The 26,399-nt window shown below is 70.0% G+C and carries 27 protein-coding genes; 8 read left to right on the top strand and 19 right to left on the bottom strand.

Annotated features, from left to right (window positions below; translation table 11 throughout):
- Positions 1-69: 69 nt before the first annotated feature.
- The 12 genes from ABD954_RS13625 to ABD954_RS13570 form a co-directional block, all read right to left on the bottom strand.
- Positions 70-981 carry a peptidoglycan-binding protein gene (locus ABD954_RS13625; protein WP_345486276.1) on the bottom strand — a complete coding sequence of 304 codons (912 nt, stop codon included), beginning with the start codon at positions 979-981 and terminating at the stop codon, positions 70-72.
- Positions 982-1,089: 108 nt separating this feature from the next.
- Positions 1,090-1,494: an ATP-binding protein gene (locus ABD954_RS13620; protein WP_345486275.1), complete on the bottom strand. Its 405-nt coding sequence runs from the start codon at positions 1,492-1,494 to the stop codon at positions 1,090-1,092.
- Between the two features lie 32 nt (positions 1,495-1,526).
- Positions 1,527-2,102: a hypothetical protein gene (locus tag ABD954_RS13615; RefSeq protein WP_345486274.1), complete on the bottom strand. Its 576-nt coding sequence runs from the start codon at positions 2,100-2,102 to the stop codon at positions 1,527-1,529.
- Positions 2,102-3,268 (bottom strand): hypothetical protein, encoded by a 1,167-nt coding sequence (locus tag ABD954_RS13610; protein WP_345486273.1) that lies wholly within the window; start codon positions 3,266-3,268, stop codon positions 2,102-2,104. Before ABD954_RS13610 ends, ABD954_RS13615 begins: the two co-directional genes overlap by 1 nt.
- A 10-nt stretch (positions 3,269-3,278) precedes the next feature.
- Positions 3,279-4,415: a hypothetical protein gene (locus tag ABD954_RS13605; protein WP_345486272.1), complete on the bottom strand. Its 1,137-nt coding sequence runs from the start codon at positions 4,413-4,415 to the stop codon at positions 3,279-3,281.
- A gap of 31 nt (positions 4,416-4,446) precedes the next feature.
- The gene (locus ABD954_RS13600) at positions 4,447-5,631 is read right to left on the bottom strand and encodes a hypothetical protein (RefSeq protein ID WP_345486271.1); all 1,185 of its coding nucleotides are present in this window, start codon (positions 5,629-5,631) and stop codon (positions 4,447-4,449) included.
- A gap of 34 nt (positions 5,632-5,665) precedes the next feature.
- Positions 5,666-6,868: a hypothetical protein gene (locus tag ABD954_RS13595; RefSeq protein WP_345486270.1), complete on the bottom strand. Its 1,203-nt coding sequence runs from the start codon at positions 6,866-6,868 to the stop codon at positions 5,666-5,668.
- A gap of 40 nt (positions 6,869-6,908) precedes the next feature.
- The gene (locus tag ABD954_RS13590) at positions 6,909-7,835 is read right to left on the bottom strand and encodes a phage distal tail protein (protein ID WP_345486269.1); all 927 of its coding nucleotides are present in this window, start codon (positions 7,833-7,835) and stop codon (positions 6,909-6,911) included.
- A gap of 43 nt (positions 7,836-7,878) precedes the next feature.
- On the bottom strand, positions 7,879-9,126 hold the full coding sequence (locus tag ABD954_RS13585; RefSeq protein ID WP_345486268.1) for a phage tail tape measure protein: 1,248 nt from the start codon (positions 9,124-9,126) through the stop codon (positions 7,879-7,881).
- On the bottom strand, positions 9,123-10,325 hold the full coding sequence (locus tag ABD954_RS13580) for a phage tail protein (RefSeq protein WP_345486267.1): 1,203 nt from the start codon (positions 10,323-10,325) through the stop codon (positions 9,123-9,125). Before ABD954_RS13580 ends, ABD954_RS13585 begins: the two co-directional genes overlap by 4 nt.
- 27 nt (positions 10,326-10,352) lie before the next feature.
- Positions 10,353-11,348, bottom strand: a complete 996-nt coding sequence (locus ABD954_RS13575) for a hypothetical protein (protein ID WP_345486266.1) — start codon at positions 11,346-11,348, stop codon at positions 10,353-10,355.
- A gap of 96 nt (positions 11,349-11,444) precedes the next feature.
- Positions 11,445-11,669: a hypothetical protein gene (locus ABD954_RS13570; RefSeq protein ID WP_345486265.1), complete on the bottom strand. Its 225-nt coding sequence runs from the start codon at positions 11,667-11,669 to the stop codon at positions 11,445-11,447.
- A gap of 303 nt (positions 11,670-11,972) precedes the next feature.
- On the opposite strand from ABD954_RS13570, the gene ABD954_RS13565 reads away from it, so the two are divergent.
- Positions 11,973-12,800 carry a hypothetical protein gene (locus ABD954_RS13565; RefSeq protein ID WP_345486264.1) on the top strand — a complete coding sequence of 276 codons (828 nt, stop codon included), beginning with the start codon at positions 11,973-11,975 and terminating at the stop codon, positions 12,798-12,800.
- A 48-nt stretch (positions 12,801-12,848) separates the two neighbouring features.
- Here ABD954_RS13565 and ABD954_RS13560 read toward each other — a convergent pair whose 3' ends face one another.
- From ABD954_RS13560 to ABD954_RS13545, 4 genes are all read right to left on the bottom strand, one after another.
- The gene (locus ABD954_RS13560) at positions 12,849-13,148 is read right to left on the bottom strand and encodes a hypothetical protein (protein WP_345486263.1); all 300 of its coding nucleotides are present in this window, start codon (positions 13,146-13,148) and stop codon (positions 12,849-12,851) included.
- Between the two features lie 113 nt (positions 13,149-13,261).
- Positions 13,262-13,552: a hypothetical protein gene (locus tag ABD954_RS13555; protein WP_345486262.1), complete on the bottom strand. Its 291-nt coding sequence runs from the start codon at positions 13,550-13,552 to the stop codon at positions 13,262-13,264.
- Between the two features lie 98 nt (positions 13,553-13,650).
- Positions 13,651-14,253, bottom strand: coding sequence for a phage tail tube protein (locus ABD954_RS13550; RefSeq protein ID WP_345486261.1), 603 nt, complete (start codon positions 14,251-14,253; stop codon positions 13,651-13,653).
- A 152-nt stretch (positions 14,254-14,405) separates the two neighbouring features.
- Positions 14,406-14,813, bottom strand: coding sequence for a hypothetical protein (locus tag ABD954_RS13545; RefSeq protein WP_345486260.1), 408 nt, complete (start codon positions 14,811-14,813; stop codon positions 14,406-14,408).
- A gap of 322 nt (positions 14,814-15,135) precedes the next feature.
- Between ABD954_RS13545 and ABD954_RS13540 the strand changes: the two genes are divergently transcribed.
- Complete coding sequence (locus ABD954_RS13540; protein ID WP_345486259.1) at positions 15,136-15,972, top strand: ATP-grasp domain-containing protein; 837 nt, start codon at positions 15,136-15,138, stop codon at positions 15,970-15,972.
- A 108-nt stretch (positions 15,973-16,080) separates the two neighbouring features.
- Here the strand turns inward: ABD954_RS13540 and ABD954_RS13535 are convergent, their stop codons facing one another.
- From ABD954_RS13535 to ABD954_RS13525, 3 genes are read right to left on the bottom strand one after another with little or no spacing between them, the layout of a single operon-like run.
- A complete protein-coding gene (locus ABD954_RS13535) occupies positions 16,081-16,296 on the bottom strand; it encodes a MerR family transcriptional regulator (RefSeq protein ID WP_345486258.1) in 216 nt (71 codons plus the stop codon).
- The gene (locus ABD954_RS13530) at positions 16,290-17,123 is read right to left on the bottom strand and encodes a hypothetical protein (RefSeq protein WP_345486257.1); all 834 of its coding nucleotides are present in this window, start codon (positions 17,121-17,123) and stop codon (positions 16,290-16,292) included. Before ABD954_RS13530 ends, ABD954_RS13535 begins: the two co-directional genes overlap by 7 nt.
- Complete coding sequence (locus ABD954_RS13525) at positions 17,116-17,616, bottom strand: WhiB family transcriptional regulator (protein ID WP_345486256.1); 501 nt, start codon at positions 17,614-17,616, stop codon at positions 17,116-17,118. The genes ABD954_RS13530 and ABD954_RS13525 overlap by 8 nt, the downstream gene beginning before the upstream one ends.
- Before the next feature lie 255 nt (positions 17,617-17,871).
- Between ABD954_RS13525 and ABD954_RS13520 the strand changes: the two genes are divergently transcribed.
- The 6 genes from ABD954_RS13520 to ABD954_RS13495 all read left to right on the top strand — a co-directional run bounded on the left by ABD954_RS13520 (position 17,872) and on the right by ABD954_RS13495 (position 26,377).
- The gene (locus ABD954_RS13520) at positions 17,872-18,321 is read left to right on the top strand and encodes a helix-turn-helix domain-containing protein (protein WP_345486255.1); all 450 of its coding nucleotides are present in this window, start codon (positions 17,872-17,874) and stop codon (positions 18,319-18,321) included.
- A gap of 843 nt (positions 18,322-19,164) precedes the next feature.
- A complete protein-coding gene (gene rpsL, locus ABD954_RS13515) occupies positions 19,165-19,536 on the top strand; it encodes a 30S ribosomal protein S12 (protein ID WP_003948652.1) in 372 nt (123 codons plus the stop codon).
- Positions 19,537-19,538: 2 nt separating this feature from the next.
- The gene (gene rpsG, locus ABD954_RS13510; RefSeq protein ID WP_345486254.1) at positions 19,539-20,009 is read left to right on the top strand and encodes a 30S ribosomal protein S7; all 471 of its coding nucleotides are present in this window, start codon (positions 19,539-19,541) and stop codon (positions 20,007-20,009) included.
- A gap of 39 nt (positions 20,010-20,048) precedes the next feature.
- Positions 20,049-22,175, top strand: coding sequence for an elongation factor G (gene fusA, locus ABD954_RS13505; RefSeq protein ID WP_345486253.1), 2,127 nt, complete (start codon positions 20,049-20,051; stop codon positions 22,173-22,175).
- A 149-nt stretch (positions 22,176-22,324) separates the two neighbouring features.
- Entirely contained in the window at positions 22,325-23,518 is a 1,194-nt protein-coding gene (gene tuf / locus ABD954_RS13500; protein WP_345486252.1) for an elongation factor Tu, read from the top strand.
- 231 nt (positions 23,519-23,749) lie between these two features.
- Positions 23,750-26,377, top strand: a complete 2,628-nt coding sequence (locus tag ABD954_RS13495) for an N-acetylmuramoyl-L-alanine amidase (RefSeq protein ID WP_345486251.1) — start codon at positions 23,750-23,752, stop codon at positions 26,375-26,377.
- Positions 26,378-26,399 lie beyond the last annotated feature (22 nt).

Below are 26,399 nucleotides of genomic sequence, written 5' to 3'. Positions count from 1 at the left end.
GTTCTCCTTGCGTGGGGGAGCTGGTGCGAAGGCGATGGGGGGCAGGGGCCGCCGCACGCGCGGGGCGGGCTACTGCACGTACGGGACCTTCAGCGCGTTCCAGGAGGTGCGGCCCGGCCAGCCGTCGGCGTCGGAGCCGGCGAAGCCGAGCTTGCGCTGCCAGGCGGCGTACGACTGCCGGTCCGCCTCGGACCAGCGCGGGCTCGGGCCGACCTTGTAGCGGCCGCAGCCCTCGGCGACCAGCCGGCGGCCCATCGCGGTGACGACGGGGGAGCTCGGGGTGGTCTTGAAGAAGGCGGTCCCGGGGAACGGCTGGTAGCGCGGGGCGGCCGGCTTGGCGGGGGCGGTCGGCTTGGCCGCCGGGGCCTTGCCGAGCCGCTTCTGGACCCGGTCGCGCATGCCGGGCATGCCGACGCCGCGCGGGTCGCTCTTCCAGTCGGACCACTCCGCGTGGCCGATGACGGACCGGGCGCCCCAGCCGTGGGCCCGGCACAGCGCCGCCGACACCCGCTCGATGGCGTCGAGCTGGGCGGCGGGCCACGGGTCGCTGCCGTTGCCGAGGTTGATGCACTCGAAGCCGTAGAAGCGGGAATTGCCGTCGACGGCTCCGCGGCTGCCCTGGTGCTCGCGCGGGACGGGCGGGCGGACCCCGTACGTCTCGCTGATCACGGCCTGGAGGACGGACGGGTCGCCGCCGCCCGCGTGGTTGGCGCGACCGCTGCCGACGAGGTGGACGGTGCCGTCCTTGGCGATGACGCCGTGGCACAGCGGGCCGGGCAGGCCCTCGTAGCCGTTGTAGCAGAGCTCGACGGTGTGCGCGGTGCCGCTGGAGACGGTGTGGTGGATCATCACGCCGACCACGGGCCCCCAGGGGCCGGCCTGGTTGCGGTGGTGGGTGCGCCATCCGTCGTGCTCGACGACGGTGACGCCTTCGGCGCGGAGCGCGGCCACGAGCCGGTCCGCGGAGAGGGGGGCTGCCATCTGTGTCCTCCGGGGCAGGGATCCCGGGCGTTCCCGGGCATGAGAAAACCCCGGCCGGTCGGTCGGCTCGGGGCGGGCGTGGGGGTGGGCGCGGTGGTGGCGCGCTGGTTACGGGGCGGGGGTCTCCGGGGCCGGCTCGGGGTGTGGCTGGGGCGCCGGGGCCCAGGTCGCGCAGAGCGCCGCGTAGGCGGCGCGGCGTGCCTCGAAGTCGGCGAGGGCGGCGGCGACGGCCCGCTCGACGGCGGTCGGCTCCGGCACGGCGGGAACGCCGTTCTGCGCGGGCACGAGGACCACGCCCTGGCCGCGCAGGACGGCGTCGCCGTCGCCCTTCTCGCCGAATTCGGCGGTGACGTACACCGAGGGGTACTGCCCGGTGACCGGGTCGCGGTCCAGTGCGTAGCCGTGGCTGTCGTCGTAGACACGGACACTGAGGGTGTGGCCGTTCTGGGTGACGGTGGTCCGCCCCGCGTAGTCGATGGCCACGCCCCAGGGCTGGGTGGGGTCGATGTTCATGGTGTGCTCCTCGTACGGCTCGGACGGCCGGATCAGGTCTGGGTGCCGTACATCAGCACGGGCTGGGCGTAGACGGTGCCGCCGTTGGCCAGGGCCTGGATCTGGATCTCCATGGTCTGGCCGAACCGGCTCTTCATGTCGCCGGGCAGCAGACCGGTGTAGTCGTACGTCGAGCCGGCGGTGACGGTGGGACCGAACGGCTGATTGTCGACCAGCACCCGGACCTGGCCGGTGGTGGTGCCTGAGGACACGGCCGTGTGCAGGGACAGGCGTAGCTTCGGCTGCCAGATCGGGTTGTAGGACAGCGCGATGGTCGTGAAGGAGGCGCTGGTGGTGGACGGCCAGCGGCTCTTGTCGACGGTCTGGGGCGGGAGCAGCTGGAGCCAGGGCCGGGCGAGGCCGCCGGTCATGATGTCGTCGGCGAAGATCTCGTGGCCGTAGCCGTCGAAGATCCGGAACAGCGGCCGGTTGATGACGACGCCGCCGTTCTGTGCCGGCGGGCGGATCTCGCTGACGGCCGGTCGGGTGTTGACGGCCGTCGACAGGGCCTTCAGCCGGCGTTCCATCTTGTTGAGCCGGTCGATGATGTCCTCGGGCAGCTGGGGCATCAGGTCTCCTCAAGGTAGAGCTCGGCGGTGTCGGGGCGGCCGCGCTCCGGGGGAGTGACCTTGACACCGATGACGCGGTAGCGGGTGTCCAGGCCTTCGGAGTACCACTCGTCGCGGATCCGAATGCGGGCGAAGCGGCCGAGGAGGGCGGGCGGGACGATCCCGCCCAGGTGAATGCTGATCGCGGGAATCACCACGGTGCCCCGGGCCTCGTCGAGCGTGCGCTTGGCGAGGGATTCGAGCGTGAGGGTGTCGGTGACCTCGTTGTGGTCCGAGGAGAGGTCGATCAGCGGCCAGCCGTCCGCGAGCAGGTCGCTGGCGACCTGCTGCGTCTTGGGGAAGATCGGCCGGGATTCCGTACCCGCGTTGGCGTTGGTGGACGCACCGCGGGCCAGTGCGGTGGTGCCGCCGCGGGTCGCGTCGTACGGGAAGGAATACGACAGGATGGTGCCGGGCCGGTCGAAGACCAGGTCCGTCGCACCGTTGACGATCTTGGGAGAGCCGAGCCGGAGCTGCCGGATCCGTCGGCCGTCGACCGGGTCGCGGTAGACCAGGATCTGGTACTCGAAGCCGTTCTCCATCGCCGCGAGCTGGTCGAGCGCGTCGCTGTAGACCGTCTCGTCGCCCATGCGCCAGGAGGCCGTCCGCAGGACGCCGGACTCCTCCTGGCCGAGGCTGATCCCGAGGCGGCGGGGCTCCCTGGGCTCCTCCGGAGGCTCCCCGGTCTGCGGCGTGGGCGGAGGCGTCGGGTCCTCCTGGAGGTCGAGTTCCTCCCACAGCCTGCGAGCGATCGCCAGCTGGTCGGTCGGGGTCGTGAAGGAGATCCTGTCAGTGCGGATCCGGCGCCGGCTCGCGTACGAGTCGAAGGTGGCGGCCTGGATGCCGAGGGTCAGCACCCCGCGGCCGCTGGACTGCAGGGTGGTGGTCCAGATGATGCCGCCCCACCACAGGTCCCCGCCGCGCTCCAGGTAGACCGCGGTGCGGCCCTCGCGGACCTTCTTCACCCGGTCGGCGATCTCCTTGTCGGGGATGGGGATGGTCCCGGAGAGCGAGCCGGGCTTGCCGATGTAGTCGTCGAAGGAGACGTCCCGCAGGGGCAGGATGTCGAGTGTCTGGTCGGTGATCAGATCGCAGAAGATCGCCCGGTAGGGCGTGTCGAGACTCATGCGGCGGACCTCACGGAAGGATGTAGGTGGCGCTGACACGGATGTGGCGGCCGGGGACGAGGGCCCCCGGGTAGTCCCAGGTGCGCAGGGTGATCTGGCCGGAGGCGGTGACGTTCGCCCCGCCGCTGCCGAAGCCGTCGCAGGCCGGGGCCTCGACGCTGAGGGCCGGGCGCCAGCCCGCGGGCAGGGTGCACAGCGGCTCGTCGCCCAGGTTGCCGGCGCTGTCCACGTCGACCCGGGAGGTGCGGGTGACGGTGACGGTCATGGTGCACAGACCGGCCTTGTTCCGGCGGGCCTCGAAGGCCACCACGGTCCAGTTGGCGAGGGCGGTGGCACCGGACGTGGTGCTCTCCACCTCCACGGGCGGCTGGTAGTTCACCCAGGTGGTGCCGTTCCAGCGCTGCAGGACTCCGGCGTTCTCGCGGAACTGACCGGTGTAACTGCCGTTGGTGAGCGCGCCGCTGGGGGCGATCCCGCCGATGTCCTTGGGATAGGGAACCCAGGCGCTCCCGTCCCAGCGCTGGAGCTGGCGCGCGTTGTTGTTGTCCTGGTACTGGCCCGGGTACGAGCCCTGCACGCTGGCGTTGTTGTAGACCGGCAGGATGCCGCCGATGCCGACGGTCGTGGTGCGCAGGTCGGTGAGCGAGCTCGCCCACGGGATGCCACCGGTGCCCGCGGAGGCTCCGGCAGGCACCAGGACCCGGAACAGCGGGAGCGAGGTGGCTGGTGTCTGCGGAGGCTCCGGCGCGGCCTTCGGCTGCCCCTGGATGATCTCGACCGTGGCCTCGCTGAGCGTCTGTCCGTCCCACTCGGCGTCGTACACGCGCAGGACGACCAGGTCGATCCGCGGGTTCAGGGGGTCGCCGTCACCGAAGGTGAGGGGCATGTCCGCGTCGAGGCTCACGGGATAGGCGCCCTGCCCGGTCGGGCCCTGGACGACGGCACGGCCGTAGGACAGGTTCGCGGTCATCGGGCCGCTGGAGGTCAGCGAGAAACCGCTCACCCGGTAGATGCCGTTCGGCGAGCCGGGAAGGATGCCGGACCGGGAGGCGACCGGGTCGGCCGGGGTGGTGGCACCGAGGGCGGTGAGCCGGGTGGCGACCCGGGTCTGTCCGTTGGGCTGCAGCCAGCCGCTGCGCAAGGGCATGGTGTCTCCTCTCAGAGGGGGTGGGCCGCGGTCAGAACTGCGGGTCGACGCGGATGAAGGTGTTGTCGAACGCCGCCTTGACGCCGGCGGTGTTGCTGACGACCCGGAAGTAGGCGGTGAGCGTGTAGCTCGCGCCCGCGGTCAGGCCGGACAGCCGGCGCGTGGAGGAGGCGGAGATCAGGTTGTCGCTCGCACAGACCGCCGCCCACTCGTCGTTGGGCTCCTGGATCGAGGTGGTGCCCTGCGTGAGCTTGAGCGCCATGTACGAGTACAGGTCCGCGCGCGCCCGCATCCGGGCTCCGAAGGTGACGATGACGTTCCTCGACGACGGGGCGGTGAAGGTGAGGGACAGTCCCTTCGCGGGGCCCTGGTTGAGCAGGTGGGTGTACGTGCTCGATGCGGTGTCGCCGTAGTCCGAGCTGTCCGTGAAATACGGCCCGGGGTGGATGACCGGCTTCCACGCCGCGCCGTCCCAGCGCTGGAGCAGGCCGCCCTCCGAGTCCCGGTACTGACCGACGTAGCTGCCGGGGACGTTGCCGACGCTGGTCGGGACGATGCCGCCGAGCGCCGCCGGGTAGGACACCCACGCACCGCCGTCCCACCGCTGCAGGGCGCCGCCGGCGTCCTGGTACTGACCCGGGTACCCGCCGGGCAGGACGGGGCCCTCCACGGGAAGGATGCCGCCGATCGCGACGACCGGGGTGCGCAGGTCCGTCATGGAAGTGTTCCACGGGATGCCGCCGGTGCCGGCGCTGGCGTTCGCCGGGACGGCGACCTCGTACAGAGGCAGGCACCGGGCCGGGACGGCCGGGCGCTGCCCGGTGCCCGGGGCGCCCTGGAGGATCTCGACCTTCGCGTCCTGGCGGAGCTGACCGTCGTAGAGGCTGTCGTAGATCTTGATGACGATCAGGTCGATGCGAGGCTGGTCGGTGCCCGGCGCGAAGGTGAGCACCGTGGGAGTGGTCAGTGCCACCGGGTAGACGCCCTGGGAGATGTCGCCCTGGATGACGGCGCGGCCCTCGTGGACGGTCACCGACATGGCGGCGGTGCCCTCCGTCCAGAAGCCGGAGAGGCGGTACAGGCCTTCGTAGGAGCCGGGCAGGATGCCGGAGCGGACCTGCACGGGGTTGACGGGGGTGGTCGCGCCGATCTGGTTGAGGCGGGTGTCCTCGCGGGTCTGGCCGGTCTCGGCGACCCAGCTGCTGCGCAGGTTCATGGGGAACTCCGTTCGGGGGTACGAGGGGGGCGGGTCAGGACTTGATCCACTCGGCGGTCAGCACGCAGGCGTAACCGGAGCCGCCGAGGGTCTTCACCGCGGCGGTGTGCGACTGGTAGCCGTGGAGCTGGACCGTGCTGCCGGCGGTGATCCGGATCAGGCCCTGGCCGCCGACGGAGATGGCGCCGTTTCCGGCGGGCGTCAGCCAGGTCATCCGGGACTGGCCGACGCCGCCGACGACGATGCGGGCGCCGCGCATGCCGGTCTGGGCGTCGTTCTGCCACGTGATGTGGGCGGCGATGCGCCACCAGCCGGTGCGCGGGACGGTGTAGGTGTTCGTGCCGTTCCAGCCGGCGGCGTCGTCGACCTCGACGGTCGGCAGGTTGATCGCGGTCCAGGCGTTGGACGGCACACTCTGCTGCTGGGAGGACGCCCACTGGGTGGCGGCCAGCAGGATCTTCGCGGTGCCTTCGCTGTACTGCCAGGCCGCGCCGTCCCAGCGCTGGAGGCCCGTGGAGCTGTCGCGGTACTGGCCGGTGTAACCACCGGTGGTGGTGCCGCTGGGGGCGATGCCGCCGAGGGCCTTCGGGTACGAGACCCACGTGGCGCCGTCCCAGCGCTGCAGGGTGCCGCCGGCATCGCGGTACTGGCCGGTGTAGGCCCCCCTGAAACCGCTGGCGGGCAGGATGCCGCCGAGTGCGACGACCGGCCAGTGCTGGGTGGTCACGTTGCTGCCTGTGCCGGTCCAGACGATGCCGCCGGTACCGGCGGAGGTGCCCTTCTTCACCGTGACGGTGTACAGCGGCAGGGAGCTGCCGTCCGGGCTCACCGGAGCGGCCGGCACGGCCGCCGGCGTGCCCTTGACCAGGCGGATCCTGGCCTCGGTGACGCCGGTCTTGTCGTACGTGTCGTCCAGGACGACGAGCTCGATCAGGTCGATCCGGTCGTACTGGGCGTTGCCGTCCTCGATGGTCAGGGTCTCGGGTGAGACGGCCGCCACGAGGTAGGCGCCCTGGTTGGTGTCCTTGCCCTGGACGATCGCGCGGCCGGTACCGATCGTGCACTGCATCGGCGCGGATCCGGTGAGCACGAAGCCGCCCGGCAGGATGCCCGGGCGGGAGCGCAGCGGCGTCTCCTCGGTGCTCTGGCCGCTGGGGGTGAGCAGGGCGGCGAGGGTGAGGCGGGTGTCCTCGCGGGTCTGGCCCTCGGACTGGAGCCAGGCGGCTCGTACGGTCATGGTTCTTACCTCTCGATGGGAAGGAGGGCGGAACGGCGGGTCACCACTCGGCGCTGCGCCAGTGGACGGTCATCAGGGCTTCCGGGGCCGCCGAGTCGGGGCGGAAGGAGAGCTCGTTACGGCCGGGCTCGAGCGTGAACAGCTCTTCCGGGCTGGAGTCGGCCATCGCCGTGTGCCGGCGGGAGGCGGTGTTGTTGAGCATCACGGTGCCGTTGGCAGTGTCGACGGTCAGCTGGTCGCCGGCCGCCAGGTCGATCGCGTACCGCAGCCGGCGCCGGCTGTGCCGGTCCGTGACGCTCGGCATGGAGCAGGGTCCGCGGAAGACGATCACCGGGTGGGTGGCCGCGGAGCCGGTGTTCTCGGCGACGGCGTCACCGGTGGACGTGGCCTTGCCCCAGCTGAGCGGCCAGGTCAGCGGCCAGGTGAGCCCCGATTCCGGCTGCGGGGCGTTGGTGGAGACGGTCTGCTCCTCGACCGAGTAGCGGCGCGGGTCGGAAGCCAGCCACTGGACCGACATCTTCGAGCTGCCCTGGGTGGCGAACCCCTGGTCGGCGGGGACCACGCGCTGCGCGATCCGGGCGCGTACGGCGAGCAGTTCGCCGTGCAGCCGGACGGTGAGCCAACGCTCCTCGTCGAGCAGGGCGAGCGCCTGGCGCAGCGCGCGGATGGCCTCGGGGGCACCGCCGTACTCCGGCATCAGGACGATCGTGCCGCCGATCTTGCGCGGCTTGGCGTAGCGGGCACCGGGCCAGGCGCCGTGCGAGGTGGGCCGCTCGGCGTCGGAGGCGTCGTACTCCGGCAGGTCCTCCCAGCCCTGGAGCCCGGACCGGTCGACGGAGAAGGGCGTACCGGGGCCGATGAGAAGCCCGGCCCACTGGATCTGCCCGTCCTGGGTGATCAGCGAGCCGGGCGCGAGGTCGGCGGTGAAGCTGTTGCTTCCGGCATATGTGGTTGTGGTCTCGGCCATGGGGCCGTCACCTCACTTCTGAGGGGCTGACAGGGGCGGGCGTTCAGCAGTGCGCGGACGCGAGGAACAGCAGGTCCTCGGCGGTCGAGCGGGGGCCGGCGCCCGGCTTCTCGTGGAACTCACGGATGCGGTGGGGCTGCGCGGGCGCCTCGGTGACGGCCGGGACACGGCGGTTCTCGAGCACGGTGAGCGGGTCGATGCGCCAGCCCTCGGAGGAACCGGGGAAGACGACACCGCCCTCGGCGAGCATCGGGATCTTGTCGATGTCGACGCCGAACTTCTTGCCGAGGAGTTCGAAGCTCAGCTCGTTGAGGCCGTCGATGATCCAGTTGGCGAAGGCGATGAGACCGTTGATGGGTCCCTTGACGACGCCGAGCACGGCGCTCAGGGCGCCCTTGATGAGGTCGCCCATGCCGCGCAGTGCCTTGCCCACGGCGTCCTTCGCGTGGCGGAAGAAGCCGGGGATCTTGTCCGTGATGAAGGTCAGGATCGGCTTGACCGCGTTCTTGATCGCGCCCATGGTGCGCGAGGCGATCCCGCGCATGGCGTTGAGGGCGGAGCCGATCGCGCTGCCGATCTTCCTGATGCCGTCGATCGCGGAGCCGATGCCCTTGAGCGCGGCCTTGAAGAGGGTCAGATACGCCTTGACGTAGGTCCCGACGGCCTTGCCGACCGCCTTCATGATCGGCGAGAGGAACTTCCAGACCGCCTGGAAGCCCTTCAGAACCGCCTGGAAGACCTGCTTCATGATCTTCTGGCCGGTCTTGGACTGCATCGCGTACTCGATGAGCCAGGCGGCGACGGGTACGAGGATGCCGACCAGGAAGCCGATCGGGTTGGCGCGCATGGCGACGTTGATGCCGGTCATGGCGACGGCGGCGACGGTCATGACCGTGCCGTAGGTGCCCATCAGCGTGGTGATGACGTCGGTGACGGGGAGCAGCGGCGCCAGGATCGACAGGATGCCGCCGATCGCCGGCCCGAACCTCGCGGCGGCCGTACGGGCCTTGCCGGCGGCGGCGCCGAACTTCTTGACGCCGGCGCCGGCCGTGGACCGCTGGATCCTGCGGAGGGCGGTCGCGGTTCCGGAGGCGGTGGTGCCGAGGGTGCGGAGGGGCGTGCCGGCGGTGCGGAGGTCGGAGGTGAACCTGGTGATACCGCCGGCCGCCTGCTGGACGTCGCTCTTGAGCCGCTTGAGCGAGTCGCCCGCCTGGCGGGCGTTCTGCCGCAACGACGACATCACCGGAGTCGCCGCCCGGAAGCGCGGCATGGCGACTACGGCGGCACTCATCCGCGTGCCTTCGCCAGGTACATCAGCGCGTCGGCGGTGGACTGCGGGTCACTGCCGCGGGCCGCGTGGTAGTGCTCGATGTGCAGTCCGACGCCCTTGCCGTGACCGCCCGGGGCGTGGGCCGCCATGCGGGCGCGGCGGGCGGTGAGGGCGAGCAGCCGGTCCAGCTTGGACAGCGGCAGGACGGCCTCCGCCTCGCCTGCCTCGGCGAGGATCGCCGGGACACCGCCGGCGCGCGGCATGACGACACCACCGGTGGCGAGCATCGGGATGGTCGGGATGTTCACGCCGAAGGTCTTGCCGCCGACGATGGGCACCCAGCTGGGAACGCTCACCTTGACGCCGTTGACGGCGCTGATCATCCGGTTGATCAGGCCGATGACGGCGTTGATGGGACCGGACACACCGCTCTTGATGCCCTCGAAGGCCCGGGACGCGATGTCCTTGAGGCCGTTCCAGATGGAGGACATCTTCTCCTTGACGGCGCTGAACGCCTTCGGGATCGCCGTCTTGATCCAGTTCACCACGGGGGTGATGACGGCCTTGATGCCCTTCCAGACGGAGCTGACGACCGTCTTGATCGCCTTCATGACCGTGGTGATGACCGTCTTCCAGATCTTCACGTAGGTCTTGATGACGGTGGCGACGGCCTTGACGACGGTGGAGATGGCCTTCTTGATGCCGTTCCAGACCGTCTTGATCAGCTGGCCGGCCTTCTTCATGATCGGGCCGACGGCCTTCATGACCGAGCTGATGACGGTCTTGATGGCGTCGAAGGCCTTCTTCAGGACCTTCTGCATCGTCTTCGACTGCAGGGCCATGTCGACGATCTTCTCGATCAGCGGCATGAAGAGTTCGATGAGACGGGCGAGGAAATTGCCCTTCATCGACTTGTTGAGCTTGTCCTGGCCCTTGGCGGCCTTGCCGGCGCCGGACTCGTACTTGCCGAGCTTCTTCCCGGCGGTCTCGGCGGTCCTGCCCGCCTTGGACATGGCCTTTTCGGCGTTGTCGGAGGCGGTCTTGAGGTTCTTGAGCTGGGCGTTGGAGCCCTGGGCGTTCGTCTTGAGGGTCTTGAGCTGCCCGGACGCGGACCTGCCGGCGTCACCGACCTTCTTGACGGAAGTGCCGGCGCCGGAGGCGTGCGTCTTGAGACCGCGGAGGGCGTCGGCCGCCCTTTTCGTGGAGCTGGTGAGAGACATGGTTAACCTCCTTTCGAGGGTGTGGTGTCAGATGGACTGGGCGGCGAGCTGGGCCCGCTCCTTCAGGTAGTCGAACGCCCGTCCTGCCTCGTTGGTGTTGTCGGCGAGCCTCTGGGCGGCGGTGGCGGCCGACGACAGGCTGTTGGCCTTCGGGATCTTGCGCGGGTTGAAGTTCTGCGTGGCGTTGACGAGTCGCTTGATCGCCCCGGCCGTCTTCTTGAGCTCCTCGACGTCGGCCTCGGACGCGGCCTTGTTCACCTTCTCGATGGCCTCGGCCGCTTTGGTGATGGCGGCGGTCTTCGGCAGGCGGGCGAAGGCCCTGGTGAAGGGACCGGCGTGCTCGTTGAACTTCTCCAGGTGCGGGTTGAGACTCTGGAGCTGCCCGCGAAGCGCGTCGAAGTTCGTGTTCGGGTCGAGGTCGGCGACGCTGCTGCCACCGTTGGCGACACGTCGCTCGCGGCGCTCGATCTGCTCACGGGTCTGTCGGGTGAGGTCGCCGTTCTCGTCCATGGCGCGGAACGTGCCGTCGCGGCTGGCCCACTCCCGAATGTTTCGGGAAATGTTGTTCAGCCGGCCCGCCAGATAGACACCGATCGCCGGGAGGATGAGGGCGAGGACCATGCCCCCGATGGCCGCGTAGAGCCAGTTCTGCCACTCGATCTTGTCGTCGGTCCGGCTCTCGGAGAACTTCTCCCAAGCGGCGGCGAGACCGCCCAGCCCCATTCCCTCCAGGTACTCGGTCATCGGCTCCTTCTGGAGCTCCTCGTACATGCTGGCGAACCGCCCGGCGAAGTCGTACGGCAGAAGGTCGTCCGTGACGATCTTGGGCTCCACCGCGATGAGCGCCCGTTTGAGGTCGGTAAGGTAGGTTTCGAACGGCCGGTCCTTGCGGTCGTTCTTGTCCGCGGCTTCGTGGTTGCCCGGATAGGTGACCTTGTGTTTCTCCTGATCGGTGTTTATCTCGAAGAGCGCTCGTTTCAGGTCAGCGATGTCCTGGATGACGGTCTTTATGTCGTCACTCATATTTGCTCCGCTTCCGGCCGAAAATGGCCAAGAGCCGAAAGCCCCCGCCGGCGATGTGCTCCGGTGGGGGCTCGTGCGTGGGGCGCGGTCGGGCGGCTAGGCGTCCTCGTCCCGGCGAGAGTCCCGGCGGGAGTCGCGGCGCACCGTCGTGAGCGCGTCGTTCCAGCCCGCCGCGTAGGCGGCCGCCTCGCGCCGGCTGACCTCGGCGCACAGCGTGCCGAGCAACGCTCTCTTGTCGAGGGCGGCGGGTCCGTTCAGGAGCTGGGCGAGGCGGTCCTCGAGAGGGATGTGCGGTCGCGATGCCTCGGCCTGCTGAGCCATGGACGCCTGCCTTCCGGTTGCTTGCCCGTGCGTACGTGGCGGCGCCGCGGAGTGAGGCGGGGGCACCACGTTTTCGAACTTGTGTGCGAACAGAGTGTGGAACATCCGTTCGAGGTTTGTCGAGCGGGAAACGCCTGACGGCGTGTCTTCTGGTCAGCTCCCGGTGCGGGTTGGTCCGCGCACGGAGCGTGTGTTCGACGCGGGGTAGTCTGGAGGACGCGTTCCCGGGCCTGACACAGTCGGGGGGCGAGGGGCGCGAGGGGCGCGTGGGGACCCCAGGGGGTTGGAAGGCAGTGCGGACGCATGGAATCGGAGCCGGGCGCTAACCGGCGGGAGCGGGTCATCGACTGGCTCGAGTCCCACCCGGACCTGCCCCATCTCTTCGCGCGGCTCGCCGAGTTGGTCCACGTGCACGGGTACGACACCGAGGACCTGGTGGTCATGCCCCGCACCGAGGTCGACCGCCGCGAGACGGCCGCCTTCACCGCAGGCTGGGCCGAGGCCGTTTCCGATGAATTGCCCCGAATCCGCCGCGAATACGAGAAACGCGTCGCCGACGCCTACGCCCAGGGCCAGGGTGACGCGCGTGGAATCCGTCGGCCTCAGCGCCGTACCGATGCGAATGCGAATCCGGACGGTGCCAGGGTCATTCCGCTGCCCTTCGCCCGGCTGCTCGAACCGCCGGCCGTGGTCGTCGAGGCCGAGGAGCGGGTCCGCCGGGAGCGTGAGCTGTTCGACCAGCGCCCCGAGCCGGAACCGCTGCCCGAGCCCGAGTCCGAACGCGGACGGGAACCCGATCCCGATCCCGAACCGGTCCGTGCTCCGGCGCCCGATCCGGCCCCCGACCCCGATGCCGACGTCCTGCTGACCGCCCAGGAGAGCCGCTCGCGCAGGAACGCCCAGCCGGTCCGCAAGGTCGCCCGCCGCAAGGGCGGCCGCCCCATCGTGCCGCCGCTCGCCGGCGTGCCCCATCAGGGCGGCAGCGGGGGCGAGCGGCGGGGCGGCGAGTCCGGCGAACCGGAAGCGCGCGCGGGCGCGCGCAGGCGCCGGCTCTCCGACCGGGCCAGGGCGCTTGAGGAGGACCTGGCCGCCGGGCGAGCACAGGAAGAGCCCCCGGAGCCCGCTCCCTGAGGGGAACGGGCTCCGGGGGCCGTGGGGGGTGGTGCGAGGGGCCTCGCCTCAGCCGAAGAAGCGGGCGAGAGCACCGGGGGAGACCGCCTCGGGGGCGGCTTCCTCCGGGGCGTCCCCGTCCGACTCCTCGCCGTCCTCGTCCTTGACGCCGGGGCGCGGCACGGGCTTCGGGAAGTCGGGCTGGTCGCCGTCCTCGTCGGAGTTGACCATCTGGAACATCCAGTTGCCCACGGCCAGGTGGTCCACCGTCGCGGCGAGCAGGTGGTCGGTGACGGACCACTCCGCCGCCTCCCCGTGGATCTGCCGCTGCACGGCCCCGTCCTGCGGAAGGTGCTTGATGAGCACCATCAGGCGCCGGCTGGACAGGTCCCCCCGGTACCAGTCCAGGAGATCGGTGTCGTAATAGCGGAGGAGATCCGCCTCAAGGGCCTCGGCGTGTTCGTCGACGAACTCGACGAGGCTCAGTCTTCCCCCAGGCCGAGCCCGGTCTCCTTGCCGTAGGCCTCGAGGATCGCGGCGATGTCCTGCATCGTGATGTCGTGCTCCTCGAAGCGGGCGAACTGCTCCTCACCCATCAGGAGCGCGAGCAGACCGTCCACGTCGTTGTCGTCGAGCTTGCGCAGCGCCTTCGCGGTCTTGCGGGACAGCTCGGTGGGAAGCGTGAAGGACTCGCCGTCCAGCTCGAAGGACCAGGTGCGGCCGTGGGCCTCCAGTCGCTGGGCGCGAGCGGCGTTGACGTCGAAACGGGCCATGGTGTGCGTACTCCTTGTTCGCGTGGGTCGCGTGGATGAATGAGGAGAGGGGGCGGGGCGGGACGGCGGTGTGCCGTCCCGCCCCGGGTGGGGCTGGATCAGACGGCCGCGCCGTACTGGCTGTCCTTCATGAGGAAGGTGGCCAGCGGCTTGCCGTTGCCGTTCGACATGGCGCTGAAGGTGATGCCCAGGGTGGACGCCGCCTTGCGGGCCAGCTTGATGTCGTCGGAGGCGGTGACCTGGCCGCGCGGGATGATGAAGCGGTAGGTGACCGCGGTGCCACCGGCCTTGACGTCGGTGAACTCCAGGCCGAGAGCGCGCACGTCCGCGAACGGACGCTCGGCGATCTCGTACTTGAAGACCTCGGTCGACGTGGCCGGGTCCGCCTCGACCTTGCCGCCGCCCATGAAGAAGGGCAGCGTGTCCTCGTTGAACTGGAGCATGGAGAACTTCAGCGAGAGGTCACGGGCCGAGTAGATGTAGTGGACCGGGGAGACCGACTGCCACGAGTCGATGGCCTCCAGCTTGTCCTTCTTCGAGAAGGTCACGCCGTCACCGGTGGTGTAACCGAGGTCGGTCCAGCCACTCCAGTCGGCGGAGGACTCGCCGGCGCCGAAGGTCGGCGCGGCGGTGCCGACCGTGGCCACGTAGAGCTTGCCGGTGCCTGCGACGCGGATCTCGGCCGAGTTGTTTCCTGCCATGGTGGGGTTTCTCCTTGGTGAGAGGGTGAGGGCGCCGTCCCCGGCCGGACGGATTCCGGGCCCGGGTACGGCAAAGGCCCCGCCGGTTCGGCGAGGCCTGGTCTGTGGGGGCGTCGTGACGACGCCGGGGGAGCGCTCCTGGGCCTGGGCGTCTAGAAGACGTTCAGGGAGAGCTGGATGACGCAGAGGTAGCGGTTGGCGCCCCGGTAGAGGTAGTCGGGCAGCCAGCGCGGCCCGTCCTGCTCCTCGACGTCGCTCACGAAGTTCACGCCGATCTGCTTGCCGATGGTGGCGAGCAGCGCGCGCCGGGCGGCGTTGGCGGTGAGGTGGGCCGCGTTCTTGGTCGGCCCGTACACCTCGAACTCGATCAGCGGCTTGTCGACGTGCAGGTCACCGATCCAGGCGCCGCCGCGGCGGTTCACCAGGACGGCGTTCTGCGTGCCGTCGAAGCCGGCCGGCGCCTGTACGGCGACCGTGACGCCGGCAAGGGCCGGGTCGGCCTTGAGGACGTCGACGACCAGCTTCTCGACGTCCGGGAACGCACTCGGGGGAGTGGTCATGACGGATCTCCTCGATGGAAGGGGAGGGCGGGACGGTGCTGCGCGGGGTGGTGCGGGGGGCCGTCCGGGGCGCTCGACGCGGGCGAAGGGGGAAGGGGCGCGGAGCGCTCCCGGACGGCGAACGGCGGAGCCTGCGGCCCGTCTCGCGGGCACAGCTCCGCCGCTGCACCAACTGTGACAGAGAGCGTGCGCGCACGCAACTAATTCGGTGAGCGGTTTCGTCGATCCTCCGCAAAGCGGAGCTGTCAGCCCGCTGACCTGGGACTTTCTGTGAAACGGCGGAACGGTAGGTTGGGGCGCACCCCAACCAGAGGAGCCGCCCGTGTCCGCAGCAGCCCGCCCCCGACCCCGCCTCCTCTACGTCACCGACCTCGCCTACCCCGCCCGAGGACGCCGCTACTGCGACGAGGACATCGACCTCACCGCCCGCCTGCGCACCGACTTCGACCTCGCCCTGTGCCACCCGCGCGACGCCGCCGCCCTCATGGACGCCTTCGACGCCGTCGTCGTCCGCAACAGCGGGCCCGTCCTGCACTACCAGGAGACCTACGACGCCTTCCGCGCCGAGGCGGCCGCCCTCGGCACCCGCGTCTACAACCCGCTCCACGGCCGCGGCGACATGGCCGGCAAGCAGTACCTCCTCGACCTCACCGCCGCCGGCCTCCCCGTCATCCCCACCGTCGGCTCCGCCGCCGACCTGGGCCGGCTCCCCGAAGCGGCGGAGTACGTCGTCAAGCCCAAGGCCGGCGCCGACTCCATAGGTCTGGAGTTCGTGCCGTACGAACGCCTCGCGGACCTCTCGTACGGCGGGATCCTCGTCCAGCCGCGGATCGACTTCCGCTACGAGGTGTCCTTCTACTACGTCGACGACCGCTTCCAGTACGCCCTGTACGCCCCCGACCCCGAGCGCCGCTGGGTCCTGGAGCCGTACGACCCCACCGAGGCGGACCTCGCCTTCGCCCGCCGCTTCGTCGACTGGAACACCCTCGACCACGGCATCCAGCGCGTCGACGCCTGCCGCACCCCGGAGGACGAGCTGCTCCTGGTCGAACTGGAGGACCTCAACCCCTACCTGTCCCTGGACCGCGTCCCGGAGGACGTGCGGGACCGCTTCGCCGCCGAGATGACCCGCTCCCTGCACGACTTCCTGCGGGCGTGACGGCGTGACGGCATGACGACCGACGTGGCGGCATGGCGGCATGACGAAGCGCCCCGTGTCTCTCGTGTGAGACACGGGGCGCTTCGTTCGGAGGGGGCGGGAGTCCGATCAGGAGGTACGGGGCTTCCGCCGGGCCGCACGCTCCGCCGCGAAGACGTCCTCCAGGCGGAAGAGCTGTGCCCGGCCCGCCTTGCCCGCGGCCCGCAGGTGGCCCAGCTGGACCCACTTGCGGATGGTCGCCGGGGCGACTCCCGCCTCCTCGGCGGCGAGCGGGCCCGGGATGAGCGCCGGCAGGGACAGCGGCAGCGCGGTCGAGCTCAGCATGAGGTCTCCTTCGTGTCGTCCATCGCCGCTTCGATCTCCTCCGTGCGCAGCCCCGAGGCGTCCGCGAGCTCGGCCCACTCCTCCTCCGGCCACAGGTGCCGGTAGGACGGGTCGTCCTGACAGCCGCACGCCGCGTCCGTGCACACGCACGCCGGGTTCACGCACAGCACCGCGCGCCGGTCGGGGAAGGCCCGCAGCGACACCGAGTCGCACCAGGGGCAGCGCCCCGAGACCCGTACGACCGTCTCCGCCTCGCCCAGGGTCCGGGCACACCGCCGTGCCATGCGGCGGATCTCGTCCCGCACGTGGCGGGCGAGCACCGGGTGGCCCGCCACCTCGTCGAGCAGGCCGACCACCCGGCGCAGCCGCTCGACCACCCCGGCCCGGCGCGGCCGCGGCAGCCCGAGCCGCGCGCAGACCGCCTCCTCCAGCTCCACCACGCCGTCGGTGATGTCACGGATGGCGTCGGACACGTGCAGCCGGACGGGCGCGGCGCCGTGCCCGGGGACGACCAGGCCGTGCCGCTGTTCGAGCAGCAGCGCCTCCCGGCGCTCCTGGCGGATCAGCTCGTCCCGCCCGGGGTGCGGCGCCGTCGGCGCACTCCCCACCGGCCCGCGCCGCCCGGGCGCGAGCTCCTCGGCGAGCTCCGGGAACTGCCGTACGAGGGAGGCGGCCCAGAGGGTGATGTCCCGCAGCACCCGCTCGTCGGCGGTGCCGGCGGTCCCGCTCGGGCTGACGGTCCCGACGGTGGGCCGGTCGGACGGGCGGGTCCCGGCGGTCGTCGCGGTTCCGGAGTGGTCGGCGGACTCCGGCATGCGCTCAGCCACGGGGGCCTCCGGCGAGAACGGCGCCGACGAGGGTGCGGCCGTCGGCGCGGGCGTCTGCTCGGTCGTCCGAGCCGATACGGGGACGGGTGGGGGCGGGCGTGTCCGCCCGGGAGGGGACGGCCGCGTCCAGGGCGGACGCGTCTAGGGCGGCGGCGTCCAGGCCGGCCGTCTCCAGGGCGGCGGCGTCCAGGGCGGCGGCGAGTTCCGCCGCTTCCTCCGCTTCCGCCGCTCGCGCGGCCTCCGCGGCAGCCTCGCCGGGGCGACGGCGCGGCTTCACCGGGCGGCCGTTGCGCCAGAGGCGGCCCGCGCAGACGCCGTCGAACCAGCTCTCGGCGGGGGCCACGGCCGCCTCGCACTCGCGGCTGACGGGGCAGACGGCGCAGGCCCGCAGGGCCGGGGCCGCCTCCTTGCCCCGTCGGGAGAAGACGACGTTCGGCGAGAGGCCGGCGCATGCGGCGGCGGCTTGCCATGGGGAGGTGTCGGACAGGTGCAAGGTGGGTCTCCACGTTCCGGGGCCCCGGGGCCCATGGGGCGTGTGGGGCCCTTGGGACTCAGGAGGCCGACGAGTGCGGCGAGGAGCACGATAGACATGTTGCGTGCGAGCTCGCAACTAGCTTCGAAAGCCCTGATGGAGACCTCTTCACCGATTCGCCACGATTGCGTGCCCGAAAGCACGTAATTCCGTGCGCGCAAGCACGCTAAAGTGAGGGGCCCGAAGGGTGGGGGAGTAAGAGGGAGCGGTAATTACATGAGCACTCAAGGGCTCGACGAGTTCGCGGGATGGGTCGAAGGTCTGATGCGGGCCCGCGGCTATGACATCGACAATCCCCGCGGCGGAGGGAAATCCCGGATCGCGGACGAGGCCGGCGTCCATCGCGCCGCCGTGACCCGGCTGCTGCAGCGGCAGAGCATGCCCGACCTGGAAACCATGCGCAGGATCGCCCCGCTCCTCGGGGTCTCCGTCCGCGACATGCTCATCCGGTCCGGGCGCGTGACCCCGGAGGAGCTGCCGCTCGCGGCGGATCTGCTGCCGCCGGGCGACTGGCAGCCGACCATGGAGGACTTCGCTCGCTGGCTCGGGGTCCCCGACGAGCGGATGGACGTCTTCGTCAAGGTCGTCACGCAGTTCCTGGAGCCCGAGCCCGAGGGCGGCGACGTCCGGGCCACGGGCGAGTCCCGTCGCGCCGCGCAGGATTGACCGCGGTCCCGGATCCGTCCGGGACCGCGCCGACTCGCCTCCCGGGGCCGCGCCGATCCATGCCCCGGGTCGCACGGAGCACCGCCCCGGGCCGCACCGGCGTGACACCCCCAGGTCCCGCGCCGGCCGTGGCCCTGACCGGGCACCGCCCCGGGCCGCATCGATCCGCATCCCGGGCCGCACCGGCGTGACACCCCCAGGTCCCGCGCCGGCCGTGGCCCAGGCCCCGGCCCTGCTCCGGCCCAGGCCCAGGCCCCGGCCCTGATCCTGGCCCCGGACCTGACAGGGCCCCGGTCCGCCGCCGACCGGGCCGCCTCCGGTCCGCGGTCCCGGCCCTGGTCGACCGTCGGTCCCAAGGTCGTCGCCGCCCACCGCTCCCCGGCCGCCGCCCACCGGTCGTCCGTCCGCGGCCCGGCCCGCCGCCCCCGATGCGTGCCCGCCTCCGCCCGCCGCTCCCCGGTCGCCGCCCACCGGCCATCCGTCCGCGGCCCGGCCCGCCGCCCTCGACGCGGGCCCGCCTCCGCCCGCCCCCACCGCCTCCCCGTCGCCCCGCGTCCGCCGCGACCCGTCGTCGCTGCGTTCTCCCACGTCGGCGGGGGAGCCTGCGCGTGGGCATTTGTTTTGACCGGAGTCCATGCGATAGGTACGCTCATGCCTTGTGCCTGGGGTGTGCCCGGAGTCGTGTGCGTGTCCTCAACCGCACGCTGAATCCGAGACCGGCCACCGCAATCCGCGCCCTTCCCCGCCCATGGCGGGGGTCCGCGCGATTCGACACACCCGACCGCGTGGGTCGGCGACGTTCCAGGTTAGTTTTACCGACGGCACACAGAAACCGGAGAAGTAGTGCCTACGATCCAGCAGCTGGTCCGTAAGGGCCGGCAGGACAAGGTCGAGAAGAACAAGACGCCCGCACTCGAGGGTTCCCCTCAGCGCCGCGGCGTCTGCACGCGTGTGTTCACGACCACCCCGAAGAAGCCGAACTCGGCGCTGCGGAAGGTCGCGCGTGTGCGTCTGACCTCCGGCATCGAGGTCACGGCCTACATTCCGGGTGAGGGTCACAACCTGCAGGAGCACTCGATCGTGCTCGTGCGCGGTGGCCGTGTGAAGGACCTGCCGGGTGTTCGTTACAAGATCATCCGCGGTTCCCTCGACACGCAGGGCGTCAAGAACCGTAAGCAGGCTCGCAGCCGCTACGGCGCCAAGAAGGAGAAGTAAGAATGCCTCGTAAGGGCCCCGCCCCGAAGCGCCCGGTCATCATCGACCCGGTCTACAGCTCTCCTCTTGTCACCTCGCTGATCAACAAGATCCTGCTGGACGGCAAGCGTTCCACCGCCGAGCGCATCGTGTACGGCGCCATGGAGGGTCTTCGTGAGAAGACCGGCCAGGACCCGGTCATCACGCTGAAGCGCGCCCTCGAGAACGTGAAGCCGTCCCTCGAGGTCAAGTCCCGTCGTGTCGGTGGCGCCACCTACCAGGTGCCGATCGAGGTCAAGCCCGGTCGCGCCTCCACCCTCGCGCTGCGCTGGCTGGTCGGCTACTCCCGCGCCCGTCGCGAGAAGACCATGACCGAGCGCCTCATGAACGAGCTCCTGGACGCCTCGAACGGCCTCGGTGCTTCGGTCAAGAAGCGTGAGGACACGCACAAGATGGCCGAGTCCAACAAGGCCTTCGCGCACTACCGCTGGTAGTCGCAACCCACATCGAGACCGAGAGAAGACTGAAGCCTTATGGCTACCACTTCGCTTGACCTGGCCAAGGTGCGCAACATCGGCATCATGGCCCACATCGACGCGGGCAAGACGACCACCACCGAGCGGATCCTGTTCTACACCGGCGTTTCGTACAAGATCGGTGAGGTCCACGACGGCGCCGCCACGATGGACTGGATGGAGCAGGAGCAGGAGCGTGGCATCACGATCACCTCTGCTGCCACCACCTGCCACTGGCCGCTCGAGGACGTCGACCACACGATCAACATCATCGACACGCCGGGCCACGTCGACTTCACCGTCGAGGTGGAGCGTTCCCTGCGCGTGCTCGACGGTGCCGTGACCGTGTTCGACGGCGTGGCCGGCGTCGAGCCCCAGTCCGAGACCGTCTGGCGTCAGGCGGACCGCTACGGCGTTCCGCGCATCTGCTTCGTCAACAAGCTCGACCGTACCGGCGCGGAGTTCTTCCGCTGCGTCGGCATGATCGAGGACCGTCTGGGCGCTCAGCCGATCGTCATGCAGCTCCCGATCGGTGCCGAGGCCGACTTCCAGGGCGTCGTGGACCTCGTCCGCATGAAGGCCCTGGTCTGGTCCGCCGAGGCCACCAAGGGCGAGATGTACGACGTCGTCGACATCCCGGCCTCGCACACCGAGCTCGCCGAGGAGTACCGCGGCAAGCTGATCGAGGCCGTCGCCGAGAACGACGAGGCGATCATGGAGCTGTACCTCGAGGGCGAAGAGCCCACCGAGGAGCAGCTGTACGCGGCCGTGCGCCGCATCACGATCGCCTCCGGCAAGTCCAAGGACACCACGGTCACCCCGGTGTTCTGCGGTACCGCGTTCAAGAACAAGGGTGTTCAGCCCCTGCTCGACGCGGTCGTGCGCTACCTCCCCTCCCCGCTCGACGTCGAGGCCATCGAGGGCCACGACGTCAAGGACCCGGAGCAGGTCGTCAAGCGCAAGCCGTCCGACGACGAGCCGCTGTCGGCCCTCGCGTTCAAGATCATGAGCGACCCGCACCTCGGCAAGCTCACCTTCGTCCGCGTGTACTCCGGTCGCCTGGACGCCGGCTCTTCTGTCCTGAACTCGGTGAAGGGCAAGAAGGAGCGCATCGGCAAGATCTACCGCATGCACGCGAACAAGCGTGAGGAGATCGACTCGGTGGGCGCCGGCGACATCATCGCCGTGATGGGTCTCAAGCAGACCACCACCGGTGAGACGCTCTGTGACGACAAGGCCCCGGTCATCCTGGAGTCCATGGACTTCCCGGCCCCGGTCATCCAGGTCGCCATCGAGCCCAAGTCCAAGGGCGACCAGGAGAAGCTGGGTGTCGCCATCCAGCGTCTCGCGGAGGAGGACCCCTCCTTCCAGGTCCACTCGGACGAGGAGACCGGCCAGACCATCATCGGCGGCATGGGCGAGCTGCACCTCGAGGTGCTGGTCGACCGCATGCGCCGTGAGTTCAAGGTCGAGGCCAACGTCGGCAAGCCGCAGGTGGCCTACCGCGAGACGATCCGCAAGGCCGTCGAGCGCGTGGACTACACGCACAAGAAGCAGACCGGTGGTACGGGTCAGTTCGCCAAGGTCCAGATCGGCATCGAGCCGATCGAGGGCGGCGAGTCCTCGTACGAGTTCGTGAACAAGGTCACCGGTGGCCGCATCCCGAAGGAGTACATCCCTTCGGTCGACGCGGGTGCGCAGGAGGCCATGCAGTTCGGCATCCTCGCCGGCTACGAGATGACCGGCGTTCGCGTGATCCTGCACGACGGTGCGTACCACGAGGTCGACTCCTCCGAGCTCGCCTTCAAGATCGCCGGCTCGCAGGCCTTCAAGGAGGCCGCGCGCAAGGCTTCGCCCGTGCTGCTCGAGCCGATGATGGCCGTCGAGGTCACCACGCCCGAGGACTACATGGGTGAGGTCATCGGCGACATCAACTCCCGCCGTGGCCAGATCCAGGCCATGGAGGAGCGTCACGGTGCCCGCATCGTGAAGGGCCTCGTGCCCCTTTCGGAGATGTTCGGCTACGTCGGCGACCTCCGCAGCAAGACCTCGGGTCGCGCAAGCTACTCGATGCAGTTCGACTCCTACGCCGAGGTTCCGCGGAACGTCGCCGAGGAGATCATCGCGAAGGCCAAGGGCGAGTAACTCTCCCGAGTTCACGCTTTAGGCTTGACACCAGTCGCCGGGGCTCAGCCCCCGAAACCCGAGGATCGGGCCCCGGCGCCTGGCATCCCAGCAAAGATCACCTGGCGCCGATGAAGCAAGGCGTTCAGAACCACTCCAGGAGGACCCCAGTGGCGAAGGCGAAGTTCGAGCGGACTAAGCCGCACGTCAACATCGGCACCATCGGTCACATCGACCACGGTAAGACGACCCTCACGGCCGCCATTACCAAGGTGCTGCACGACGCGTACCCGGACCTGAACGAGGCCTCGGCCTTCGACCAGATCGACAAGGCTCCCGAGGAGCGCCAGCGCGGTATCACCATCTCCATCGCGCACGTCGAGTACCAGACCGAGTCGCGTCACTACGCCCACGTCGACTGCCCCGGTCACGCGGACTACATCAAGAACATGATCACGGGTGCGGCGCAGATGGACGGCGCCATCCTCGTGGTCGCCGCCACCGACGGCCCGATGCCGCAGACCAAGGAGCACGTGCTCCTGGCCCGCCAGGTCGGCGTCCCCTACATCGTCGTCGCCCTGAACAAGGCCGACATGGTGGACGACGAGGAGATCCTGGAGCTCGTCGAGCTCGAGGTCCGTGAGCTCCTCACCGAGTACGAGTTCCCGGGTGACGACCTGCCGGTCGTCCGCGTCTCCGCGCTCAAGGCCCTCGAGGGCGACAAGGAGTGGGGCGAGAAGCTCCTCGGCCTCATGAAGGCCGTGGACGAGGCCATCCCGCAGCCCGAGCGTGACGTCGACAAGCCGTTCCTGATGCCGATCGAGGACGTCTTCACGATCACCGGTCGTGGCACCGTCGTCACCGGCCGTATCGAGCGCGGTGTCCTCAAGGTCAACGAGACCGTGGACATCATCGGTATCAAGCAGGAGAAGACCACCACCACGGTCACCGGCATCGAGATGTTCCGCAAGCTGCTCGACGAGGGCCAGGCCGGTGAGAACGTCGGTCTGCTCCTCCGTGGCATCAAGCGCGAGGACGTCGAGCGCGGCCAGGTCATCATCAAGCCCGGTTCGGTCACGCCGCACACCGAGTTCGAGGCCCAGGCCTACATCCTGTCGAAGGACGAGGGTGGCCGTCACACCCCGTTCTTCAACAACTACCGCCCGCAGTTCTACTTCCGTACCACGGACGTGACCGGCGTCGTGACCCTCCCCGAGGGCACCGAGATGGTCATGCCGGGCGACAACACCTCCATGTCCGTCCAGCTGATCCAGCCGGTCGCCATGGAGGAGGGCCTCAAGTTCGCCATCCGTGAGGGTGGCCGGACCGTCGGCGCCGGCCAGGTCACCAAGATCACCAAGTAAGTTCTCACGAACTTCGGTGGTTTGACCTGGTAGCTCGACAGAGCTCCCACGAGGACCCCGCACCGCTTCGGCGGCGCGGGGTCCTCTGCTTTACCCCCCGGTGGCAAACGCAAACCTGACGTCCCGTAGAGTGCGCCGGTCGGTTGTGTCATGACCATTAGGGGTGGAGACAACTTGAGATCGGGACGTCGAGCACGTCGCAAAACGGGCAAGCGGATACGTCGTACGGCGATGGGTGCCGCCCTCGCGGGCATCACCGTCCTGGCCTTCCAGGCCGCGGCGAACGGGGCGGTCTTCGGGACCGAGGACGACAAGGCGAGCGCGCCGAGCCTGTACACCGGTGCGGGAGGTCGAGGCGCCGCCGAGAAGAGCGAGCTCCACAAGCTCGCGCTGACCGGCAAGGGCAACGGCGAGGCGGTGCTCTCGCGCCGCGACACGGAGCCCTTCGGTCTGCTCGGCGTGTCCTGGACGGACCCGAAGGCGAAGATCAAGGGCACCATCGAGGCGCGCACCCGCAGCATCGAAACCGGTGAGTGGTCGGACTGGATCGAGCTGGAGCCGCAGCCTTCCGGCATGGACGGCGAAGAGGATGCCCGCGGCTCCACGGAGCCGCTGTGGACCGGGCCTTCCGATGGCGCGGAGGTCCGGATCAGCGACGGCGCCGCGGCCGGCACCCTGCCCGCGGGCCTCACGCTCAACATGATCGACCCCCATGGTGCGGGCGCCGCAGCCGAGCAGAACGGTGACCTCGGCATCGAGCCGGCCGCCTTCGCCGCGGATGACGTGAACACTCCGCCGACCGTCCCGGGACCGCCGTCGACCGCTCCTCAGCCGAAGGTCGTCACGCGCGCCCAGTGGGGTGTGGACGAGAGCAAGGTCGTCGAGCCACCCCTCTACCTGCCGGGCGGCAAGATCAAGGCCGCATTCGTGCACCACACCGCCGGCGAGCCGTACGAGTGCTCCCAGTCGGCGAGCATCGTCCAGGGCATCCTCGACTACCACATGAGGGTCAAGGGATGGCGGGACATCGGCTACAACTTCTTCGTTGACAAGTGCGGCACGATCTTCGAAGGCCGTAAGGGCGGCATCGACCAGCCGGTCATGGGTGCGCACTCCTACGGCTGGAACGCCGAGTCGACCGGTATCTCCATCATCGGCAACTACATGACGGAGGCAGCGTCCGAAGCGGCGCTCGCCTCGGTCTCGAAGATCATCGCGTACAAGCTCGGCCAGTACGGGGTGGACCCCGGCGGCAAGGCGATCCTCACGGCGGGTGGCGACCCGGCGAAGGAGACGCTGAGCAACTACTACGGGGCCAAGTTCACGCCGCAGCAGCAGTACACCTTCAACGCCATCAACGGTCACCGCGACGGCTTCAACACCGAGTGCCCCGGTGACAAGCTCTATCCGCAGCTGTCGAAGATCCGCTCGTACGCCACCGGCACCGTCGCCAACCTCGCCATCAGCAGCCTCACCGGCGGCGCCACCCCGGCCGGGGCCGGTTACGAGACGCCCGGCCCGGTCACCGTGAACTGGGGCACGACCACGTCGAACACCTTCATCCACAAGTTCGAGGTGCTCGTCGACGACCAGGTCGCCACCTGGAGCTGGGGCCACATGCGCACCGCCTCGGTCAACGTCGGCGGCTACGGCGACCACACCGTCAAGGTCCGCGCCACGCACACGTCCGGCAAGGTGACCACCTCCCCGGCCGTCACCGTGACCGTCCCCGGGCCGAAGACCTTCAAGCCGGTCGCCCCGGCCAGGCTCATGGACACCCGTACCGGTCTCGGCGTCACCAAGGCCAAGGTCGGCCCCGGCGGCGAGGTCGTCCTCCAGGTCACCGGCAAGGCCGGGATCCCGACGACCGGCGTCGGCGCCGTCGTGCTCAACGTGACGGCGACCGCCCCGACCTCCGGCGGCTACGTCACCGTCTACCCGAACGGCACGAACCGCCCCACCGCGTCCAGCCTCAACTTCACCGCCGGCAAGACCATCCCGAACCTGGTCACCGTCCCGGTGATCGACGGCAAGGTGCGCTTCTACAACGCGTTCGGCTCCGTCGACCTGCTGGCCGACGTCACCGGCTACTACGCCAAGGACACCAGCGGCTCCACCCACACCAGCGTCGAGCCGCAGCGGATCATGGACACCCGCTACGGCACGGGCGTGACCCGGGGCAAGGTGGGCCCGGCCGGTACGGTCGAGCTCCAGGTCGCCGGTGCCAACGGCATCCCGGCCGACGCCACCGCCGTGATCATGAACGTGACGGCGACCGCCCCGACCTCGGGCAGCTGGGTCGCCGCCTACCCGAGCGGCGGCACCCGCCCCGGCGTCTCGAACCTCAACTTCGCCGCCGGGCAGACGATCCCGAACCTCGTGATCGTCCCCATCGGTGAGGGCGGCAAGGTCAGCTTCTACAACGCGTTCGGTTCCGTGGACCTGCTCGCCGACGTCACCGGCTTCTTCTCGGCCGACCCGGGCGGCGCGGCCCACATCAACATCGGCCCCAAGCGGCTGATGGACACCCGCTCCGGCCTCGGCGTGCCCCAGGGCTCCGTCGCCGCCGACAGCTTCGTGACGCTGAACGTCGCGGGCACGGGCGGTGTCCCGGCCGGCGCGACCGCCGTCGTGCTCAACGTGACGGTGACCAACCCGACCTCGGGCGGCTACGTCTCCGTCTACCCGGCCGGACCGACGGTCCCGGCGGTGTCGAACCTGAACTTCACCAAGGGACTCACCATCCCGAACCTGGTCGTCGTGCCGGTCAGCGCCGACGGCAAGGTGAGCTTCTACAACAAGTTCGGTTCCGTCGACCTGCTCGCCGACATCACCGGCTACTTCGTCAAGCGCCAGTAGCCTCGTGACCTGACCGGCCGCG

Source organism: Streptomyces roseoviridis (genome assembly GCF_039535235.1).
GTDB classification, from domain to species: Bacteria; Actinomycetota; Actinomycetes; order Streptomycetales; family Streptomycetaceae; genus Streptomyces; species Streptomyces roseoviridis.
This window is presented reverse-complemented; position numbering and strand designations above follow the sequence as displayed.

Excerpts from the sequence above, each read along its gene's own strand:
- ABD954_RS13625 (WP_345486276.1), bottom strand. The coding sequence starts at position 981 with ATGGCAGCCCCCCTCTCCGCGGACCGGCTCGTGGCCGCGCTCCGCGCC.
- ABD954_RS13620 (WP_345486275.1), bottom strand. The coding sequence starts at position 1,494 with ATGAACATCGACCCCACCCAGCCCTGGGGCGTGGCCATCGACTACGCG.
- ABD954_RS13615 (WP_345486274.1), bottom strand. The coding sequence starts at position 2,102 with ATGCCCCAGCTGCCCGAGGACATCATCGACCGGCTCAACAAGATGGAA.
- ABD954_RS13610 (WP_345486273.1), bottom strand. The coding sequence starts at position 3,268 with ATGAGTCTCGACACGCCCTACCGGGCGATCTTCTGCGATCTGATCACC.
- ABD954_RS13605 (WP_345486272.1), bottom strand. The coding sequence starts at position 4,415 with ATGCCCTTGCGCAGCGGCTGGCTGCAGCCCAACGGACAGACCCGGGTC.
- ABD954_RS13600 (WP_345486271.1), bottom strand. The coding sequence starts at position 5,631 with ATGAACCTGCGCAGCAGCTGGGTCGCCGAGACCGGCCAGACCCGCGAG.
- ABD954_RS13595 (WP_345486270.1), bottom strand. The coding sequence starts at position 6,868 with ATGACCGTACGAGCCGCCTGGCTCCAGTCCGAGGGCCAGACCCGCGAG.
- ABD954_RS13590 (WP_345486269.1), bottom strand. The coding sequence starts at position 7,835 with ATGGCCGAGACCACAACCACATATGCCGGAAGCAACAGCTTCACCGCC.
- ABD954_RS13585 (WP_345486268.1), bottom strand. The coding sequence starts at position 9,126 with ATGAGTGCCGCCGTAGTCGCCATGCCGCGCTTCCGGGCGGCGACTCCG.
- ABD954_RS13580 (WP_345486267.1), bottom strand. The coding sequence starts at position 10,325 with ATGTCTCTCACCAGCTCCACGAAAAGGGCGGCCGACGCCCTCCGCGGT.
- ABD954_RS13575 (WP_345486266.1), bottom strand. The coding sequence starts at position 11,348 with ATGAGTGACGACATAAAGACCGTCATCCAGGACATCGCTGACCTGAAA.
- ABD954_RS13570 (WP_345486265.1), bottom strand. The coding sequence starts at position 11,669 with ATGGCTCAGCAGGCCGAGGCATCGCGACCGCACATCCCTCTCGAGGAC.
- ABD954_RS13565 (WP_345486264.1), top strand. The coding sequence starts at position 11,973 with ATGGAATCGGAGCCGGGCGCTAACCGGCGGGAGCGGGTCATCGACTGG.
- ABD954_RS13560 (WP_345486263.1), bottom strand. The coding sequence starts at position 13,148 with ATGGTGCTCATCAAGCACCTTCCGCAGGACGGGGCCGTGCAGCGGCAG.
- ABD954_RS13555 (WP_345486262.1), bottom strand. The coding sequence starts at position 13,552 with ATGGCCCGTTTCGACGTCAACGCCGCTCGCGCCCAGCGACTGGAGGCC.
- ABD954_RS13550 (WP_345486261.1), bottom strand. The coding sequence starts at position 14,253 with ATGGCAGGAAACAACTCGGCCGAGATCCGCGTCGCAGGCACCGGCAAG.
- ABD954_RS13545 (WP_345486260.1), bottom strand. The coding sequence starts at position 14,813 with ATGACCACTCCCCCGAGTGCGTTCCCGGACGTCGAGAAGCTGGTCGTC.
- ABD954_RS13535 (WP_345486258.1), bottom strand. The coding sequence starts at position 16,296 with ATGCTGAGCTCGACCGCGCTGCCGCTGTCCCTGCCGGCGCTCATCCCG.
- ABD954_RS13520 (WP_345486255.1), top strand. The coding sequence starts at position 17,872 with ATGAGCACTCAAGGGCTCGACGAGTTCGCGGGATGGGTCGAAGGTCTG.
- rpsG (WP_345486254.1), top strand. The coding sequence starts at position 19,539 with ATGCCTCGTAAGGGCCCCGCCCCGAAGCGCCCGGTCATCATCGACCCG.
- fusA (WP_345486253.1), top strand. The coding sequence starts at position 20,049 with ATGGCTACCACTTCGCTTGACCTGGCCAAGGTGCGCAACATCGGCATC.
- ABD954_RS13495 (WP_345486251.1), top strand. The coding sequence starts at position 23,750 with ATGGGTGCCGCCCTCGCGGGCATCACCGTCCTGGCCTTCCAGGCCGCG.